The organism is Methylobacterium sp. J-072 (assembly GCF_022829425.1).
Taxonomy (GTDB): domain Bacteria; phylum Pseudomonadota; class Alphaproteobacteria; order Rhizobiales; family Beijerinckiaceae; genus Methylobacterium.
Map to the genome: position 1 here is coordinate 95,957 of NZ_JAKSYK010000174.1, position 15,995 is coordinate 111,951.

Consider the following 15,995-nt stretch of genomic DNA (forward strand, 5'->3'; position numbering starts at 1 on the left):
GGCCCCGATGAACATCCATGAATACCAGGCCAAGGCCGTCTTGAAGGAGTTCGGCCTGCCGATCTCCCGCGGCGTGGCGATCTTCGATCCGTCGGAGGCCGAGGCCGCCGCCAAGGAGCTCGGCGGCCCGGTCTGGGTCGTGAAGAGCCAGATCCACGCGGGCGGCCGCGGCAAGGGCACCTTCAAGGGCGCCCCCGAGGGCGCGAAGGGCGGGGTGCGGGTCACCAAGTCCATCGACGAGGTCAAGCAATACGCCGGCGAGATGCTCGGCCAGACCCTGGTGACGATCCAGACCGGGCCGGCCGGCAAGCAGGTCAACCGCCTCTACATCGAGGAAGGCGCCCAGATCGCCGAGGAATTCTACCTCTCGATGCTGGTCGACCGCGCCACCGGCGGCGTCGCCTTCGTGGTCTCCACCGAGGGCGGCATGGATATCGAGGCGGTCGCCCACGACACGCCCGAGAAGATCCACACGATCCCGGTCGATCCGGCCACCGGCGTGATGCCCCATCACGGCCGCGCGGTCGCCAAGGCGCTGGGCCTCACCGGCGCCCAGGCCAAGGAAGCGGCCTCGCTCACCGAGAAGCTCTACACGGCGTTCGTGTCCAAGGACATGAGCATGCTGGAGATCAACCCGCTGGTGCTCACCGGCGACGGCCATCTCAAGTGCCTCGACGCCAAGATCTCGTTCGACTCGAACGCCCTCTACAAGCACGCCGACATCGTCGCGTTGCGGGACGAGACCGAGGAGGACGCCAAGGAGATCGAGGCGTCGAAGTACGACCTCGCCTACATCGCGCTGGACGGCACGATCGGCTGCATGGTCAACGGCGCTGGTCTCGCCATGGCGACGCTCGACATCATCAAGCTCTACGGCGAGAGCCCGGCCAACTTCCTCGATGTCGGCGGCGGCGCCTCCGAAGAGAAGGTCACGGCGGCGTTCAAGATCATCACCGCCGATCCGCAGGTGAAGGGGATCCTCGTCAACATCTTCGGCGGGATCATGAAGTGCGATGTCATCGCCCGCGGCGTCATCGCCGCCGTCAAGGCGGTGGGCCTGCAGGTGCCGCTGGTGGTGCGCCTGGAAGGCACCAACGTCGAAGAGGGCAAGGACATCATCCGGGGCTCCGGCCTCAACGTGATCCCGGCGGACGACCTCGACGACGCCGCCCAGAAGATCGTCGCCGCCGTGAAGGGAGCCTGATCATGTCGGTGATGATCGACGCCAATACCAAGGTCATCTGCCAGGGCTTTACCGGCAAGAACGGGACCTTCCACTCCGAGCAGGCCATCGCTTACGGGACCAAGATGGTCGGCGGCACCAGCCCCGGCAAAGGCGGCGCGACCCATCTCGGCCTGCCGGTCTTCGACACGGTCGCGGAGGCCCGCGAGGCCACCGGCGCCGACGCCTCGGTGGTCTACGTGCCGCCGCCCGGCGCCGCCGACGCGATCTGCGAGGCGATCGCCGCCGAGATCCCGCTGATCGTGTGCATCACGGAAGGCATCCCGGTGCTCGACATGGTGCGGGTGAAGCGGGCGCTGACTGGCTCGAAGTCGCGCCTCGTCGGCCCGAACTGCCCCGGCATCGTCACCGCCGGCCAATCGAAGATCGGCATCATGCCGGCCAACATCTTCCGGCAGGGCTCGGTCGGCATCGTATCCCGCTCGGGTACCCTGACCTACGAGGCAGTGTTCCAGACCTCGAATGCCGGCCTCGGCCAGACCACGGCCGTGGGCATCGGCGGCGACCCGGTGAAGGGCACCGAGTTCATCGACGTGCTGGAGCTGTTCCTGTCCGATCCGAAGACCGAGTCGATCGTGATGATCGGCGAGATCGGCGGCTCGGCCGAGGAGGAGGCCGCGCAGTTCCTGCGTGACGAGGCCAAACGCGGGCGCAAGAAGCCCATGGTCGGCTTCATCGCCGGCCGCACGGCGCCTCCGGGCCGCCGCATGGGCCATGCGGGCGCGATCATCTCGGGCGGCAAGGGCGGCGCCGAGGACAAGATCGCCGCGATGGAAGCGGCGGGTATCCGCGTCTCGCCGTCGCCGGCCCGGCTCGGCTCGACGCTGGTCGAAGTCCTGAAGGGCTGAGGGCCGCGCGTCTGGGTCGCGGCCGGCGCAGGCGCGCGACCCCCATATCGACGGGACGGGGCGGTCTGCCGCCCCGGTTCAATTTTAGGGCGATCCGCCCCGCGAGCGGGTCGCCGGAAGGGCAGGAGAGCCTGCCCGCGCGACAGGATGAACGGACCATGGCACGCCAGGACGTGAACGAAGCGCTCCTCGAAACCTCGTTCCTCTACGGCGCCAACGCCGCCTACATCGAGGAATTGCAGGCGGCCTACGCCCGCAATCCGGCCTCGGTCGATCAGGAATGGCAGACCTTCTTCAAGGGGCTCGGCGAGGACGAGACCCTGGTCGAGAAGAACGCCGCCGGGGCTTCCTGGGAGAAGCCGAACTGGCCGGTGCCGCTCAACGGCGAGCTGGTCTCGGCGCTCGACGGCAATTGGGGCGCGCTGGAAAAGGCGATCGGCGACAAGATCGTCGCCCGGGACGCCAAGGAGCCCAAGCCCGGCAAGCCGGTCGACAGCGTCGCCACCACCACCGGCGTCTCCGTCGAGCAGGCCACCAAGGATTCCGTGCGGGCGATCATGCTGATCCGCTCCTACCGGATGCGCGGCCACCTGCACGCCAAGCTCGATCCGCTGGGGCTCGCGCCACGCGGCGACCACGAGGAGTTGCACCCGCAGCATTACGGCTTCACCGAAGAGGCCGACTGGGACCGCCCGATCTTCCTCGACAACGTGCTCGGCCTCCAGTTCGCGACGATCCGCGAGATCGTCGACATCCTGGAGCGGACCTACTGCCAGACGCTCGGCGTCGAGTTCATGCACATCTCCGATCCCGCCGAGAAGGCGTGGATCCAGGAGCGCATCGAGGGCAAGGACAAGGAGATTTCCTTCACCCCCGAAGGTCGGCGCGCGATCCTGAACAAGCTGATCGAGGCCGAGGGCTTCGAGAAGTTCCTGGATCTCAAGTACACCGGCACCAAGCGCTTCGGCCTCGACGGCAGCGAGTCGATGATCCCGGCGCTGGAGCAGATCATCAAGCGCGGCGGCGCCTTGGGCGTGCGCGAGATCGTGCTGGGCATGGCCCATCGCGGCCGGCTCAACGTGCTCACCAACGTGATGGCGAAGCCGTTCCGGGCGGTGTTCCACGAATTCAAGGGCGGCTCCGCCTCCCCGGCCGAGGTCGAGGGCTCGGGCGACGTGAAGTACCACCTGGGCGCCTCCTCGGACCGCGCCTTCGACGGCAACAACGTCCACCTGTCGCTCACCGCCAACCCGTCCCACCTCGAGATCGTCGATCCGGTGGTGCTCGGTAAGGTCCGGGCCAAGCAGGACCAGTGGGCCAAGCCCCATATCCAGCGCTCCAGCGTGCTGCCGCTGCTGATCCACGGAGACGCCGCCTTCGCGGGCCAGGGCGTGGTTGCGGAGTGCTTCGGCCTGTCGGGCCTGAAGGGCCACCGCACCGGCGGCTCGGTGCACTTCATCATCAACAACCAGATCGGCTTCACCACCGACCCGCGCTTCTCCCGCTCCTCGCCCTACCCGTCGGATGTGGCGAAGATGGTCGAGGCGCCGATCTTCCACTGCAACGGCGACGATCCGGAGGCCGTGACCTTCGCAGCCAAGGTGGCGGTCGAGTACCGGCAGAAGTTCGGCAAGCCGGTCGTGATCGACATGCTGTGCTACCGCCGCTTCGGCCACAACGAGGGCGACGAGCCGGCCTTCACCCAGCCGAAGATGTACCAGCGGATCCGCAAGCATCCGTCGGTGCTGGAGACCTACGGCCGCAGGCTCGTCGAGAACGGCACCCTCGACCAGGAGGCGCTAGACTCCCGCAAGGCCGAGTTCCGCCAGGTGCTCGACAGCGAACTCGACGTCGCCACCAACTACAAGGCCAACAAGGCCGATTGGCTCGACGGCCGCTGGTCCGGCTTCAAGGCCGTGCACGAGGATGTCGACGATCCGCGTCGCGGCCGCACCGCGGTGCCGGCCGAGACCCTGCAGGAGATCGGCCGCAAGATCACCCAGGCGCCCCCCGGCTTCCATCTGCACCGCACGATCCAGCGGTTCATGGACAACCGCGCCAAGGCCGTGGAGACCGGCGCCGGCATTGATTGGGCGACCGCCGAGGCCCTGGCCTTTGGGGCGACGCTGCTCGACGGCAACCGGGTCCGGCTCTCCGGCCAGGATGTCGAGCGCGGCACCTTCTCCCAGCGGCACGCCGTGGTGATCGACCAGGAGAACGAGCAGCGCTTCACGCCGCTCAACGCCATCCGCGAGGGGCAGGCCTCGATCGAGATCATCAACTCGATGCTCTCCGAGGAGGCGGTGCTCGGCTTCGAGTACGGCTACTCGCTCGCCGAGCCGAACGCGCTTGTCCTGTGGGAGGCCCAGTTCGGCGACTTCGCCAACGGCGCCCAGGTGGTGATGGATCAGTTCATCGCGAGCGGCGAGCGCAAGTGGCTGCGCATGTCCGGCCTCGTGCTGCTGCTGCCGCACGGCTACGAGGGCCAGGGTCCCGAGCACTCCTCCGCCCGCCTGGAGCGCTACCTGCAGGCCTGCGCCGAGGACAACATGCAGGTGGCCAACGTCACCACCCCGGCCAATTACTTCCACATCCTGCGCCGGCAGCTGAAGCGGGACTTCCGCAAGCCGCTGGTGCTGATGACGCCGAAGTCGCTGCTGCGCCACAAGCGGGCGGTCTCGACGCTGGACGCCCTGGCCGAGGGTTCGACCTTCCACCGCGTCCTGTGGGACGATTCCGAGGAGGAGGGCGCCCCCAACAAGCTGGTGCGCGACGACAAGATCCGCCGCGTCGTGCTGTGCTCCGGCAAGGTCTATTACGACCTGCTGGAGGAGCGGGAAAAGCGCGGGCTCAACGACGTCTACCTGATGCGCGTCGAGCAGCTCTACCCGTTCCCGCTCAAGGCGCTCGCCACCGAGATGGGCCGGTTCCGCAACGCGGACGTGATCTGGTGCCAGGAGGAGCCCAAGAACATGGGCGCCTGGTCCTTTGTGGAGCCCTACCTCGAATGGGTGCTCGGCCAGGCCGGCTCCGCGGTGAAGCGTGCCCGCTACGTCGGCCGCCCGGCCTCCGCATCCACGGCCGTGGGCCAGATGTCGAAGCACCAGGCTCAGCTCCAGGCGTTCCTCAACGAGGCGCTGGCGGTCTGATTTTCCAGGACCTGGCGGCGGCCTTCCCAGGCCGCCGCCGCCACTTTCCAGGCCGTCCGGCACGGCCCAACCGATCCGGAAGTGCAGATCAACATGGCTACCGATATCCTCGTCCCGACGCTCGGCGAATCCGTGAGCGAGGCCACGATCGGCCGCTGGTTCAAGAAGCCCGGCGACACGGTCGCGGTCGACGAGCCGATCGTCGAGCTCGAGACCGACAAGGTCACCCTGGAGGTCAACGCCCCGGCGGCCGGTCAGCTCGGCGAGATCCTGGTCAAGGACGGCGAGACGGTCGAGCCCGGCGCGCTGCTCGGCTCGATCGTCGAGGCCGGGTCCGCGGCCGCCGGCGGTAAGAAAGCCGCCGCCAAGGAGGCCCCGAAGGAGGCCGCCGAGACCAAGGCCGAGAGCCGCAGCGAGGCGCCTAAGCCCGCTTCGTCCGCGAAGGCCGAGGCGCCGGCCCAGGAATCCTCAGCCGGTTACGGCAACCACGGCGACGCGGGCGCCCCCGCGTCCCAGCAGCGCCCGACCGGCGACAACGGCCCCGCGGTGGCCAAGCTCGCCCGGGAAAGCGGTGTCGATCCCTCGGGCATCAACGGCTCCGGCAAGGACGGCCGCGTGACCAAGGGCGACATGCTCGGCGCGATCTCCAAGGGCCCGAGCCCGGCCCCGGCCGCCGCCCCCGCCAAGGAGGCCCGCCCGACCCTGCCGCGCGCCCCCTCGGCGCCGGACGATGCTGCGCGCGAGGAGCGCGTGCGCATGACGAAGCTGCGCCAGACCATCGCGCGCCGCCTCAAGGACGCGCAGGACACCGCCGCGATGCTGACGACGTTCAACGACGTCGACATGTCGGCCGTGATGGCCCTGCGCAGCCAGTACAAGGACATCTTCGAGAAGAAGCACGGCACCAAGCTCGGCTTCATGGGCTTCTTCACCAAGGCGGTGATCGGCGCCCTCAAGGATGTGCCGGCGGTCAATGCCGAGATCGACGGACAGGACCTCGTCTACAAGAACTACTACCACATCGGCATCGCGGTCGGCACCGATAAGGGCCTGGTCGTGCCGGTGGTGCGCAACGCCGACGACCTGTCGATCGCGGGCATCGAGAAGACCATCGCCGGCTTCGGCAAGAAGGCCCGCGACGGCAAGCTGTCCATTGAGGACATGCAGGGCGGCACCTTCACGATCACCAACGGCGGCATCTACGGCTCGCTGATGTCGACCCCGATCCTCAACGCCCCGCAATCGGGCATTCTCGGCATGCACCGCATCGAGGAGCGCCCGGTGTTCCGCGCCGGCAAGATCGAGGCGCGGCCGATGATGTACCTCGCGCTGTCATACGATCACCGGATCGTCGACGGTAAGGAGGCCGTGACCTTCCTGGTGCGGGTCAAGGAGGCGCTGGAGGATCCGGCCCGGCTCGTGCTGGATCTGTGATCCGGGTTGGCTGGGGAATGATCGTGGGCTCGATCGGAAAGTCTTGCTGATCGATGCCGACCATCGCCATCGTCGAGGGCGTTCGGATCACGATCTATCTCAACGATCATTTGCCGCCTCATCTGCACGCATTCTTTTCCGGCCAGGAGGCGAAGCTTTCGATCGTTACGGGCGAAGTCCTCAGCGGGGCTTTGCCGCCTGCGAAACTCAAGGGCATCCGGGCGTGGCTGGATGCGAACCGCGAACAGGTTTCCTATGTCTGGCGAGAGATCCGGGCCGGTCGCTACAACGGGGGAATGATCGAATGACGTCGCATCGAATCGCCTTCGTTGAGCCGCTTCAGTATCCGACTCTCCGCGTCACGTTCGATGACGGCATCGCGGGCATCCTGGACCTTTCGGACTCGATCGCGACGGGCGCGATCTTCGCGCCGCTAAGGGATGAAGCCTATTTCCGGACGGTGGCTGTCGGCGATCACGGGCGGACCTTCGGCTGGAACCTCGACGCCGTCGGGCACGAGATCGATTTCTGCCCCGACGCAACGCGGATCCGGATCGAGACCCAGATCGTCGAGGACCTCGCGAGCCGCTACGCGTCGGCCCACGCGGCAGCCGCATGAGTGAGCCCATGAACGGACCCAACGTCGCCATCGTCACCGGCGGCAGCCGCGGCATCGGGCGGGCGGTGTCGCTGCTCCTGGCGGAGCGCGGCTACGCGATCTGCCTGAGCTACGTCTCCGACTCGGCCGCGGCCCAGGCGGTGGTGGACGCGATCACCGCCAAGGGCGGCACGGCACTGGCGGTGCGCAGCGATGTCGGCGACGAGGCCGACGTGATCGCACTATTCCAGGCGGCCGACGGGCTCGGCCGGCTCGCGGCGCTCGTGAACAATGCCGGCGTGGTCGACATGAAGTCCGACGTCGCCGACATGAGCGCGGGCCGCCTCCAGCGGATGATGAACACTAACGTGGTCGGCAGCTTCCTGTGCGCCCGCGAGGCGGTGCGGCGGATGTCGATCAAGCGCGGCGGGGCAGGGGGCGCCATCGTCAATCTGTCCTCGGTGGCGGCCCGCCTCGGCGGCCCCGGCCAGTTCGTCGACTACGCCGCCTCGAAGGGCGCGATCGACTCCCTGACCATCGGGCTCGCCCGCGAGGTCGCCGGGGAGGGCATCCGCGTCAACGCAGTGGCGCCCGGCATCATCGCCACCGAGATCCATGCCAGCGGCGGCGAGCCCGACCGGGTCGAGCGCCTCGGGCCCGGCGTGCCGATGGGCCGCGCCGGCACCGCCGAGGAGGTCGCCGCGCCGATCGCGTGGCTGCTCTCCGAGGAGGCGTCCTACACCACGGGCGCCATACTCGATGTCGGCGGCGGCCGCTAACCCCACCCTTTCAAACGCCCTTCTCTCCGACCGCCCCAGGCGGCATGACCGACCGGAAGCGAACTCCCATGTCCTACGATCTCGTCGTCATCGGCACCGGCCCCGGCGGCTATGTCTGCGCGATCCGCGCGGCGCAGCTCGGCCTGCGGACCGCGGTGGTCGAGAAGCGCGCGACCCACGGCGGCACCTGCCTCAATGTCGGCTGCATCCCGTCGAAGGCGCTGCTCCACGCCTCCGAAGCCTTCGAGGAGGCGACCAAGCACTTCGCCGATCTCGGCATCGAGGTCAGCGGCGTGAAGCTCGACCTCAAGAAGATGATGAGCTTCAAGGCAGAAGGCGTGGCCGGGAACACCAAGGGCGTCGAATTCCTGCTCAAGAAGAACAAGGTCGACACCTTCCACGGCACCGGCAAGATCGCGAGCGCCGGCCGGGTCGAGGTCGTGTCCGAGGATGGCGGCAACCAGATGCTCGAGACCAAGAGCATCGTCATCGCCACCGGCTCGGACGTGACGCGCCTGCCGGGCGTCACCATCGACGAGAAGGTGGTGGTCTCCTCCACGGGCGCGCTCGAACTCGACCGGGTGCCGAAGAAGCTCCTGGTGATCGGCGCCGGCGTGATCGGGCTGGAGCTCGGCTCGGTCTGGCGCCGGCTCGGCGCCGAGGTCACCGTGGTGGAATATCTCGACCGGGTGCTGCCCGGCATGGATGGCGAGGTCGGCAAGCAGTTCCAGCGGATCCTGACCAAGCAGGGCATCCAGTTCAAGCTGTCCACCAAGGTGACCGGCGTCGAGGTCGGCAAGAAGGGGGCGAGCGTCACCGTGGAGCCGGCCGCGGGCGGCGAGGCGGAAATCCTGCAGGCCGATGTCGTCCTCGTGGCGATCGGCCGGGTGCCCTACACCGAGGGTCTCGGCCTCGACACTGTGGGGGTGCAGCGCGACGACAAGGGCCGCATCCTCACGGATTCCCACTACGCCACCAACGTCACCGGCATCTATGCGATCGGCGACGTGATCGCCGGGCCGATGCTCGCCCACAAGGCCGAGGACGAGGGTGTCGCGATCGCCGAGATGCTGGCCGGCCAGTCCGGCCACGTCAATTACGGGGTGATCCCGAACGTGGTCTACACCTTCCCGGAGGTGGCCTCGGTCGGCAAGACCGAGGAGGAGCTGACCAAGGACGGCATCGCCTACAATGCCGGCAAGTTCCCGTTCACGGCCAACGGCCGGGCCAAGGCGAACGGCACCACGGAGGGCTTCGTGAAGGTGCTGGCCGACGCCCAGACCGACCGGGTTCTCGGCGTGCACATCGTCGGGGCAGATGCCGGCAACCTGATCGCCGAGGTCGCGGTGGCGATGGAGTTCGGCGCCTCGTCCGAGGACATCGCCCGCACCTGCCACGCGCACCCGACGCTGACCGAGGCGGTCAAGGAAGCGGCTCTGGCCGTGTCCAAGCGCGCCATCCACGTCTGAGCGGCAGCACCCGGAGCAGGATCAGGCGATCTTGCGCCGGGCGTTCGGAAGGTCGGCGATCCGCAGGAGCGCGCTCGGCGCCGGCGGGGCGGTGAGCGCGTTTAGGAGATACGGCCGGCGCAGGCCCAGTGCGTTGTGCAGCGCTAGGTCGATGTCGCGGGCGTAGAACGGCATCCGCAGCACCGCGTCGACGCCGAAGTAGCGCCCAGCCTGGGCGATCGGCTCCAGCTCCGACGTGGTCAGCAGGGTGATCCGGGTCGGGAGGCCGAGGGGCTGGATCTGGCAGGCGAGCTCCATCCCTTCGATGCCGCCGAGCTTCACATCGATGAAGGCGAAATCGTAGGCGCCGAGCTTGAGCTGGCTCAGGGCGTGGCGCCCGCAATTGGTCTCTTCGAGCTGGATCGCGAAGCCGCTGCGGGCCACCACCCGGCTGATCGCCGTGCGCCCGGCTGGCGACGAGCAGGCGAGCAGCGCCCGGGTCGGGGTCCGGCGGCGGGCATCGGCGTGCAGGAGCTGCTCGATATGGCCCGGATCGAGCGGCGTCTTCAACACCTCGTAGGCGCCCAGACTCTGGGCGATATCCTGCCAATGCGCCAGCACGCGCGTGGCAACCAGGACCAGGCAGGGCGGCTCTGCGCCCGCCCGACGCGCCACCGCGACCGCCTCGGGTCCGCTCAGGTCTTCGAGTTGGAGACCCACGAAGGCGAGGCTGGGGCGTTTCTGGAGAAGGATGTCGCACAAAGCCTGGCCCGACGTCGCCTCGTCGATCACGGCCTGGGGGTCGAAGCGCTCGACGATCGCCCTCAGGGCGGTACGCCGCCCCGCATTGCAATCCGCGATCACGACACGTGCGGGTGACCGCGCCTCGTCAAGCTCCATGGCCATGCCCGGCAATCCCATTCCCCGATGTGGAGAATGGATGGAGATCGTGACGAAGCTCTTAAAAGGCAGCCCAATAAACCACTATAGGGGATAGTCTGCTCGACATATTCCCGGAAACAGCTGTCAGCACTGGTATCCCACCGTTAGATTAGCGGCCGGCTCTTGGATGCGCCGCCGTGTAGGCACTCATGAGCCGGGCGGCGTCGACCTGGGTGTAGAGCTGCGTGGTCGACAGGGAGGCGTGGCCGAGCAGTTCCTGGATCGCCCGCAATTCGCCCTGGCGGGCGAGCAGATGCGTCGCGAAGGAGTGGCGCAGGGCATGCGGGGTCGCACTCTCGGGTAGGCCAAGTGCGCCCCGGGCCCGGGCTACCGTGTACTGGATGATGCGCGGTGAGAGCGGCCCGCCGCGGGCGCCGACAAACAGCGGCCCCTCCGGCAGCAGCGGCAGCGGGCAGGCGGCGACATAATCGGCCACCGCCCGCGCCACCACCGGCAGGATCGGCACCATGCGCTGCTTGCCGCCCTTGCCGAGCACCGTGACCTGATCGCTGCCCGGGAGCGGCGCGTCGCGCCGGGCGAGGCCCAGGGCCTCGGAGATGCGCAGGCCCGCACCGTAGAGCAGGGCCAGGACCGCGGCATCCCGGGCGAGCACCCAGGGCTCGCGCTCCTCGCCGGCCCGGATGGCCGTGTCGGTGAGCGCCACCGCGGCGGCGACGGGCAGCGGCCGGGGCAGGCGCCGCGGGACCTTGGGCGCGCGGACGCCGCCGAGCGCCGAGACGCTGCCGTAGCCCTCGCGCTCCAGGAAGCGCCCGAAGGAGCGCAAACCCGCCAGCATCCGCATCAGCGAGCGCCCGGATACCTCGTCGGCCCGGCGCGCCGCCATGAAGGCGCGGATGTCGCGCACTTTCAGCGCCACCAGCATCGGGATGGTCGGCGTGCCCTGGCGCGACGCGAGGTGGACCAGAAACTGGCGCAGGTCCCGGCTGTAGGCCTCGACGGTGTTGGGCGACATCCGCCGCTCCCGCGCCAGCCCGTCGGCCCAGGCATGGACCGCCTCGCGCAGGCGCGAATTGCCCGGAATCAGGATCAGGTCGTCGGCCGTCTCGCGCGCGCTCATGGCCCCACTCGACCGCTTTTTCGTTGTCGAGGGCTTAACGCGCGTCGGCGTCATGGCGCGCCGAGCAACAACCGTGGACCGACCGGGTTCGGAAGTCACGCGCGGTGCTGGGTGGCGCCTCACTGCACAGCAATGACGGCGAAGGCCACACAGTGCGAGCGCGGGCAGAAGTCTGCTGGGCGCGATTGCGTGATCAAAGGGGAATGGCGGTGACGAACTTGGCCGTACCGGCATTCTCGGTATCGAGCTGCCAGACGCTCCGGAGTTTACGCATGCCGCCTCTGGGGGTCGCGATCGGTCCCTCGAACAGGTATCTCAGACCAAACGGAGCAACGGTGATCCCACTTTAATGCGCCATGACGGCGTGTCCGCACAAGGCATCCCGCAGGTGCCAGAATTCGTCGGGATGGAAGCCGACGCCGATGAAGAATTTCGCCTTGGCGGCGCCGCGCGGGTGATCCGGATTCAGGAGGTAGAGGCAGATCTTCCGCCGATCCACCGCGAATCCCGCCGGCCACAGACCGTAGGGCATCAGCCGTGGAAAGGCTGATGATCGGCGATTTCGCGCGGCCGGACAGTCGCCAGCGCTTCGAACGGCTCGGAGAATTCAACCTCGAAGCCGCTTCCGCCGGCCCAGATGCCGACAACCGTCCCCACGGCACCGGCGGGGACATCCTGCCCGGCATCGCTGCGCACGGGAACGGCAAGCCTCACGAGATCCAATTCACGGACCGCGGCGGGATTTCCTGGCAACGATCGTGAGAACGCGGCGGCAACGGACATAGCCAAAGATAGGCGCGCCGCGACGTTCGAAGCAAGGCGCCGCGATGGCAGTCTCTCAGTTCAAGATCCCGTCCTTGCCCTGGAACCCGGCCAGCGGCGCGGTGAGGACGCAGCGCAGGCCGGTCTCCCGGTATTCCAGGGCGACATCCCCGGCGACGGTGCCCGCGAAGGCGCGCTCGATCAGGCGGGTGCCGAAGCCCTTGCGCGAGGGCGGGGCCACCGGAGGGCCACCCGATTCCATCCAGCTGAGCTGGAGTTGGGGGCCTTCGGCCAGGGTCTCGATCTGCCATGTGACGCCGACATGGCCCGCCTCTGCCGAGAGGGCCCCGAACTTGGCCGCGTTCGTCGCCAGTTCGTGGATCATCAGCGCCAGGGCAAGGGCCGCCTTCGGCCCGATATCGAGGGCCGGCCCCTCGATCCGCAGGCGGCCGACGCGGGCATTGTCGTGGAGCGCCAGCGCGCCGCGGATCACCGCCTCCATGCCGGCCCGCTCGGCATTGCCGGCGAGCAGGATGTCGTGCGCCTTGCCGAGGGCCAGCAGGCGCTGCAGCAGGGCGTCGCGGGCGGACGTGACGTCCGGGGCGTCGCGCAGGGTTTGCGACGCGATCGCCTGGACCATCGCCAGGGTGTTCTTCAGCCGGTGGCTGAGTTCCTGGCTGAGCATCTCCCGATGCGAGTCGGCCTCGGCCTGCTGGGTCGCATCGAGCATCACGCCGGTCATCCGGGTGGCCGTGCCCTCCGCGGTGCGGACGATGATCGCCCGGTTGACGACCGTGGCATAGGTCCCGTCGGCCCGTCGGAACCGGTATTCCTCGCTCCAGCGTAGGGGCGCGCCCTCGAGGGCCGCCTGGACGCTGCGGCGGACGCGGTCGCGATCCTCGGGGTGGATATGCGCGTACCACCAGGCGTTGCTCGGCTCGATCTCCGCCGGCCGGTAGCCGTAGAGCGCGGATAGCCCCTCGTCCCAGTGGATCCGGCCGGTCTGCGGGTTCCAGTCCCAGATCAGGTCCGTGGTCGCCCGCGACGAGAGCCGGTAGCGCTCCTCAGAGACCGCCAGGGCGTCGCGGGTTTGGCGCTCGGCCGCCAGGGCCGATTCGCGCTCCCGAACCGCGCGGCGCAGATCGAGCTGCGCCATCACCTGCCGCGCCAGCGCCCGCAGGGCGAAGGACTGGTCCGCCTTGAGGCCGTCGGGCCGAGGCTCGGTGTCGATCACGCAGAGGGTCCCGAACGGCACGCCGTCCTCGGTCCGGAGCACGGCGCCGGCATAGAACCGGATGAACGGCGCGCCCGTCACCAGGGTGTTGTCGCGGGTGCGCGGGTCGGCCGTAAGGTCGGGAATCACCATCAGCCCGTCCGCGGAATCCAGCGCGTGGACGCAGACCGACTGGCTCAAGGGTGTCTCGCAGGACGGGAAGCCGAGCCCGGCCTTAAACCATTGCCGGTCGGCCGCGACGAGGCTGACGAGGCCCACCGGCACCGCGCAGATCTGCGTCGCCAGCGTGACGATGTCGTCGAAGGCCGGCTCGCGCGGCGTATCGAGGATGCCGTAGCTGTGGAGGACCTGGAGGCGGGCGGTCTCGATCGGGTCTGACATGGCCGGGGGGCGGAGGCTCGGGCGGCGGAGGCCGGAGAAAGCACGCGGAAGCGATCGGGATCGGTCTTAGCCTATCTTGGGCGTATGAGCATCTTGCACTTCGGGGGCAGGTCTTCGGGTGATGCATATTCAAGCGCATTGTCCGTCGCGGCTCGCCCGACGCCGATCCCCGTGCCAAGCTGGATTGATGACGCTCCTCGCCTATGCCGGTGCCGCCCTGGCGGAGATCGCCGGATGCTTCGCGTTCTGGGCCTGGCTCCGGCTCGGCCGGTCGGCCTGGTGGGCGCTGCCGGGGATCGCCTCGCTCGTGGCCTTCGCCGGCCTGCTGACCCTGGTGGACAGCCCGGCAGCGGGGCGCGCCTTCGCGGCTTATGGCGGGGTCTACGTCGCCGCCTCGGTCCTGTGGCTGTGGCTCGCCGAAGGCCAGCGGCCGGACCGCTGGGATCTGGCCGGCGGCGCCGTCTGCCTAGCGGGCACGGCGATCATTCTGCTCGGGCGGCGGGGGTGAGGTAGCCTCATCGCCCCAGCGTGTAGAACTCGTCGTTCGGCCGCAGTTCGGCGACGCTGGCGAGCCGGTTCGACAGGGCGAACAGGGCGGTGATCGCCGCGATGTCCCAAATGTCGTCCGGGCTGAACCCGTGGCCCGCCAGCACCGCGTGGTCCTCGGCCTCGACCGTGTGGGCCTCCTGCGCGACCTTCAGCGCGAAGGCGAGCATCGCGCGCTGGCGCGGGGCGATGTCGGCCTTGGCGTAGGCGACGGCGATCTGGTCGGCGAGCAGCGGGTTCTTGGCCCGGACCCGCAGGATCGCGCCGTGGGCGATCACGCAGTAGAGGCAGTTGTTGGCTGCGCTGGTCGCGACCACGATCATCTCGCGCTCGGCCTTGGTCAGGCCGCCGGGCTTGTCCATCAGCGCGTCGTGATAGGCCATGAAGGCGCGGAACTCGTCCGGGCGATGCGCGAGCGCCAGGAAGATGTTGGGCACGAAGCCCGCCTTCTCCTGCACCAGGGCGATGCGGGCGCGCAGATCCTCGGGCATCTCGGACAGCTTCGGCACCGGGAAGCGGCTGATCGGGGCCTTTTCGCTCGTCATCGTGCTCTCTTGGTGAAACCGGGCGTTCACGATACGTACGGCACGCTTGGGCCGATCGTCGAGGGCAGCCGGCCAAAACGATGCGGCTAGCTTTCGGAACACGACGATGCGCGAGAAAAAAAGCCCTGGAGCGTCATGAGCAGCATCGTCCGCATTCTGGGGATCGATCCGGGACTCCGCCGCACCGGCTGGGGCCTCATCACCGCGCAGGGCAGCAAGCTGACCTACGGCGATTGCGGCGTCGTGACCTCGGACGGTGACCTGCCGCTGGCCCTGCGCCTGCGCGAGCTGTTCGAAGGCATCGGCCGCATCGTCGACGCGCAGAAGCCCGACGAGGTCGCCGTGGAGGAGACCTTCGTCAACAAGGACGCCCAGGCGACGCTCAAGCTCGGCCATGCCCGGGCCATGGCGCTGGTGGTGCCGGCGCTCGCGGGGCTGCCGGTCTTCGAATACGCCGCCAACCTGATCAAGAAGACCGTGGCGGGCTCCGGCCACGCCGAGAAGGTGCAGATCCAGGCGATGGTGCGCTTCCTGCTGCCGAAGGCCGAGTTCCGCGTCGCCGACGCCGCCGACGCGCTGGCTATCGCGATCACCCATGCCAGCCACCGCGACGCGCACGCCCTGCGCAAGACGCATCTGCCGGAGGGCAAGAAGCGCAGCCTCACCGGCCAAGCGGCCGCAGGCCAGGGACTGGCCGGGAAGGGGTTCTCGGCCGCCGCCGCTGCGCGCATCGAAGCGGCCCTGGCGAAGCAGGGCTGATCGGGCAGGATTTTCCGGGAAACTTGGTGGGGGAAGTAGGACTCGAACCTACGAAGCTTACGCAGCGGATTTACAGTCCGCCCCCTTTGCCGCTCGGGACATTCCCCCAAGGCGGGTTTTTCACCCGCGGCGCCCTTATGGTGAGGGGCTGGCCGGGTGTCAACGCTTGTCGTGGTCTGATCCCGCCTCCCGGGCCACGTTTACGGCGCTTCGCCGGGGTTGAGGATTTGGAGCCGCTTCGCGGCACGT

At 68.7% G+C, this 15,995-nt stretch carries 16 protein-coding genes and 1 tRNA gene; 10 read left to right on the forward strand and 7 right to left on the reverse strand.

Annotated features, from left to right (window positions below; all coding sequences use genetic code 11):
- Positions 1-7: 7 nt before the first annotated feature.
- The 8 genes from sucC to lpdA all read left to right on the forward strand — a co-directional run bounded on the left by sucC (position 8) and on the right by lpdA (position 9,520).
- Entirely contained in the window at positions 8-1,204 is a 1,197-nt protein-coding gene (gene sucC / locus MKK67_RS20385; RefSeq protein ID WP_092041743.1) for an ADP-forming succinate--CoA ligase subunit beta, read from the forward strand.
- Positions 1,205-1,206: 2 nt separating this feature from the next.
- A complete protein-coding gene (sucD, locus tag MKK67_RS20390) occupies positions 1,207-2,091 on the forward strand; it encodes a succinate--CoA ligase subunit alpha (RefSeq protein WP_243968803.1) in 885 nt (294 codons plus the stop codon).
- Positions 2,092-2,249: 158 nt separating this feature from the next.
- Positions 2,250-5,240: a 2-oxoglutarate dehydrogenase E1 component gene (locus MKK67_RS20395; RefSeq protein ID WP_243968806.1), complete on the forward strand. Its 2,991-nt coding sequence runs from the start codon at positions 2,250-2,252 to the stop codon at positions 5,238-5,240.
- A gap of 93 nt (positions 5,241-5,333) precedes the next feature.
- Positions 5,334-6,674, forward strand: coding sequence for a 2-oxoglutarate dehydrogenase complex dihydrolipoyllysine-residue succinyltransferase (odhB, locus tag MKK67_RS20400; RefSeq protein WP_243968808.1), 1,341 nt, complete (start codon positions 5,334-5,336; stop codon positions 6,672-6,674).
- 53 nt (positions 6,675-6,727) lie between these two features.
- Positions 6,728-6,982, forward strand: a complete 255-nt coding sequence (locus MKK67_RS20405; RefSeq protein WP_243968810.1) for a DUF4160 domain-containing protein — start codon at positions 6,728-6,730, stop codon at positions 6,980-6,982.
- Positions 6,979-7,293 (forward strand): DUF2442 domain-containing protein, encoded by a 315-nt coding sequence (locus MKK67_RS20410; protein WP_243968812.1) that lies wholly within the window; start codon positions 6,979-6,981, stop codon positions 7,291-7,293. The genes MKK67_RS20405 and MKK67_RS20410 overlap by 4 nt, the downstream gene beginning before the upstream one ends.
- An 8-nt stretch (positions 7,294-7,301) precedes the next feature.
- Positions 7,302-8,051 carry an SDR family oxidoreductase gene (locus MKK67_RS20415; protein WP_243968814.1) on the forward strand — a complete coding sequence of 250 codons (750 nt, stop codon included), beginning with the start codon at positions 7,302-7,304 and terminating at the stop codon, positions 8,049-8,051.
- A 68-nt stretch (positions 8,052-8,119) separates the two neighbouring features.
- On the forward strand, positions 8,120-9,520 hold the full coding sequence (gene lpdA, locus MKK67_RS20420) for a dihydrolipoyl dehydrogenase (RefSeq protein ID WP_243968817.1): 1,401 nt from the start codon (positions 8,120-8,122) through the stop codon (positions 9,518-9,520).
- Between the two features lie 21 nt (positions 9,521-9,541).
- On the opposite strand, the gene MKK67_RS20425 is transcribed toward lpdA, so the two are convergent.
- From MKK67_RS20425 to MKK67_RS20445, 5 genes are all read right to left on the reverse strand, one after another.
- The gene (locus MKK67_RS20425; RefSeq protein ID WP_243968819.1) at positions 9,542-10,405 is read right to left on the reverse strand and encodes a response regulator; all 864 of its coding nucleotides are present in this window, start codon (positions 10,403-10,405) and stop codon (positions 9,542-9,544) included.
- Between the two features lie 145 nt (positions 10,406-10,550).
- Positions 10,551-11,519, reverse strand: coding sequence for a tyrosine recombinase XerC (locus MKK67_RS20430; protein WP_243968821.1), 969 nt, complete (start codon positions 11,517-11,519; stop codon positions 10,551-10,553).
- 346 nt (positions 11,520-11,865) lie between these two features.
- Positions 11,866-12,018: a DUF6883 domain-containing protein gene (locus MKK67_RS20435; RefSeq protein WP_243968823.1), complete on the reverse strand. Its 153-nt coding sequence runs from the start codon at positions 12,016-12,018 to the stop codon at positions 11,866-11,868.
- A 32-nt stretch (positions 12,019-12,050) separates the two neighbouring features.
- Positions 12,051-12,302 carry a DUF4926 domain-containing protein gene (locus MKK67_RS20440; protein WP_243968825.1) on the reverse strand — a complete coding sequence of 84 codons (252 nt, stop codon included), beginning with the start codon at positions 12,300-12,302 and terminating at the stop codon, positions 12,051-12,053.
- Between the two features lie 55 nt (positions 12,303-12,357).
- Positions 12,358-13,896 (reverse strand): sensor histidine kinase, encoded by a 1,539-nt coding sequence (locus MKK67_RS20445; protein ID WP_243968827.1) that lies wholly within the window; start codon positions 13,894-13,896, stop codon positions 12,358-12,360.
- A 184-nt stretch (positions 13,897-14,080) separates the two neighbouring features.
- Here MKK67_RS20445 and MKK67_RS20450 point away from each other — a divergent pair, with 184 nt between their 5' ends.
- Positions 14,081-14,404: a YnfA family protein gene (locus tag MKK67_RS20450; protein WP_243968829.1), complete on the forward strand. Its 324-nt coding sequence runs from the start codon at positions 14,081-14,083 to the stop codon at positions 14,402-14,404.
- Between the two features lie 7 nt (positions 14,405-14,411).
- Here the strand turns inward: MKK67_RS20450 and MKK67_RS20455 are convergent, their stop codons facing one another.
- Positions 14,412-14,987: a peroxidase-related enzyme gene (locus MKK67_RS20455; protein WP_243968831.1), complete on the reverse strand. Its 576-nt coding sequence runs from the start codon at positions 14,985-14,987 to the stop codon at positions 14,412-14,414.
- 135 nt (positions 14,988-15,122) lie between these two features.
- Here MKK67_RS20455 and ruvC point away from each other — a divergent pair, with 135 nt between their 5' ends.
- Entirely contained in the window at positions 15,123-15,746 is a 624-nt protein-coding gene (gene ruvC / locus MKK67_RS20460) for a crossover junction endodeoxyribonuclease RuvC (protein ID WP_243968833.1), read from the forward strand.
- A 24-nt stretch (positions 15,747-15,770) separates the two neighbouring features.
- Here the strand turns inward: ruvC and MKK67_RS20465 are convergent.
- Positions 15,771-15,854 (reverse strand) — tRNA-Tyr (locus MKK67_RS20465).
- Positions 15,855-15,995 lie beyond the last annotated feature (141 nt).

Coding starts and splice junctions, on each gene's coding strand:
- MKK67_RS20405 (WP_243968810.1), top strand. CDS start 6,728: ATGCCGACCATCGCCATCGTCGAGGGCGTTCGGATCACGATCTATCTC.
- odhB (WP_243968808.1), top strand. CDS start 5,334: ATGGCTACCGATATCCTCGTCCCGACGCTCGGCGAATCCGTGAGCGAG.
- MKK67_RS20395 (WP_243968806.1), top strand. CDS start 2,250: ATGGCACGCCAGGACGTGAACGAAGCGCTCCTCGAAACCTCGTTCCTC.
- MKK67_RS20415 (WP_243968814.1), top strand. CDS start 7,302: ATGAACGGACCCAACGTCGCCATCGTCACCGGCGGCAGCCGCGGCATC.
- ruvC (WP_243968833.1), top strand. CDS start 15,123: ATGAGCAGCATCGTCCGCATTCTGGGGATCGATCCGGGACTCCGCCGC.
- MKK67_RS20410 (WP_243968812.1), top strand. CDS start 6,979: ATGACGTCGCATCGAATCGCCTTCGTTGAGCCGCTTCAGTATCCGACT.
- MKK67_RS20430 (WP_243968821.1), bottom strand. CDS start 11,519: ATGAGCGCGCGCGAGACGGCCGACGACCTGATCCTGATTCCGGGCAAT.
- MKK67_RS20445 (WP_243968827.1), bottom strand. CDS start 13,896: ATGTCAGACCCGATCGAGACCGCCCGCCTCCAGGTCCTCCACAGCTAC.
- MKK67_RS20425 (WP_243968819.1), bottom strand. CDS start 10,405: ATGGCCATGGAGCTTGACGAGGCGCGGTCACCCGCACGTGTCGTGATC.
- lpdA (WP_243968817.1), top strand. CDS start 8,120: ATGTCCTACGATCTCGTCGTCATCGGCACCGGCCCCGGCGGCTATGTC.
- sucD (WP_243968803.1), top strand. CDS start 1,207: ATGTCGGTGATGATCGACGCCAATACCAAGGTCATCTGCCAGGGCTTT.
- sucC (WP_092041743.1), top strand. CDS start 8: ATGAACATCCATGAATACCAGGCCAAGGCCGTCTTGAAGGAGTTCGGC.
- MKK67_RS20455 (WP_243968831.1), bottom strand. CDS start 14,987: ATGACGAGCGAAAAGGCCCCGATCAGCCGCTTCCCGGTGCCGAAGCTG.
- MKK67_RS20440 (WP_243968825.1), bottom strand. CDS start 12,302: ATGTCCGTTGCCGCCGCGTTCTCACGATCGTTGCCAGGAAATCCCGCC.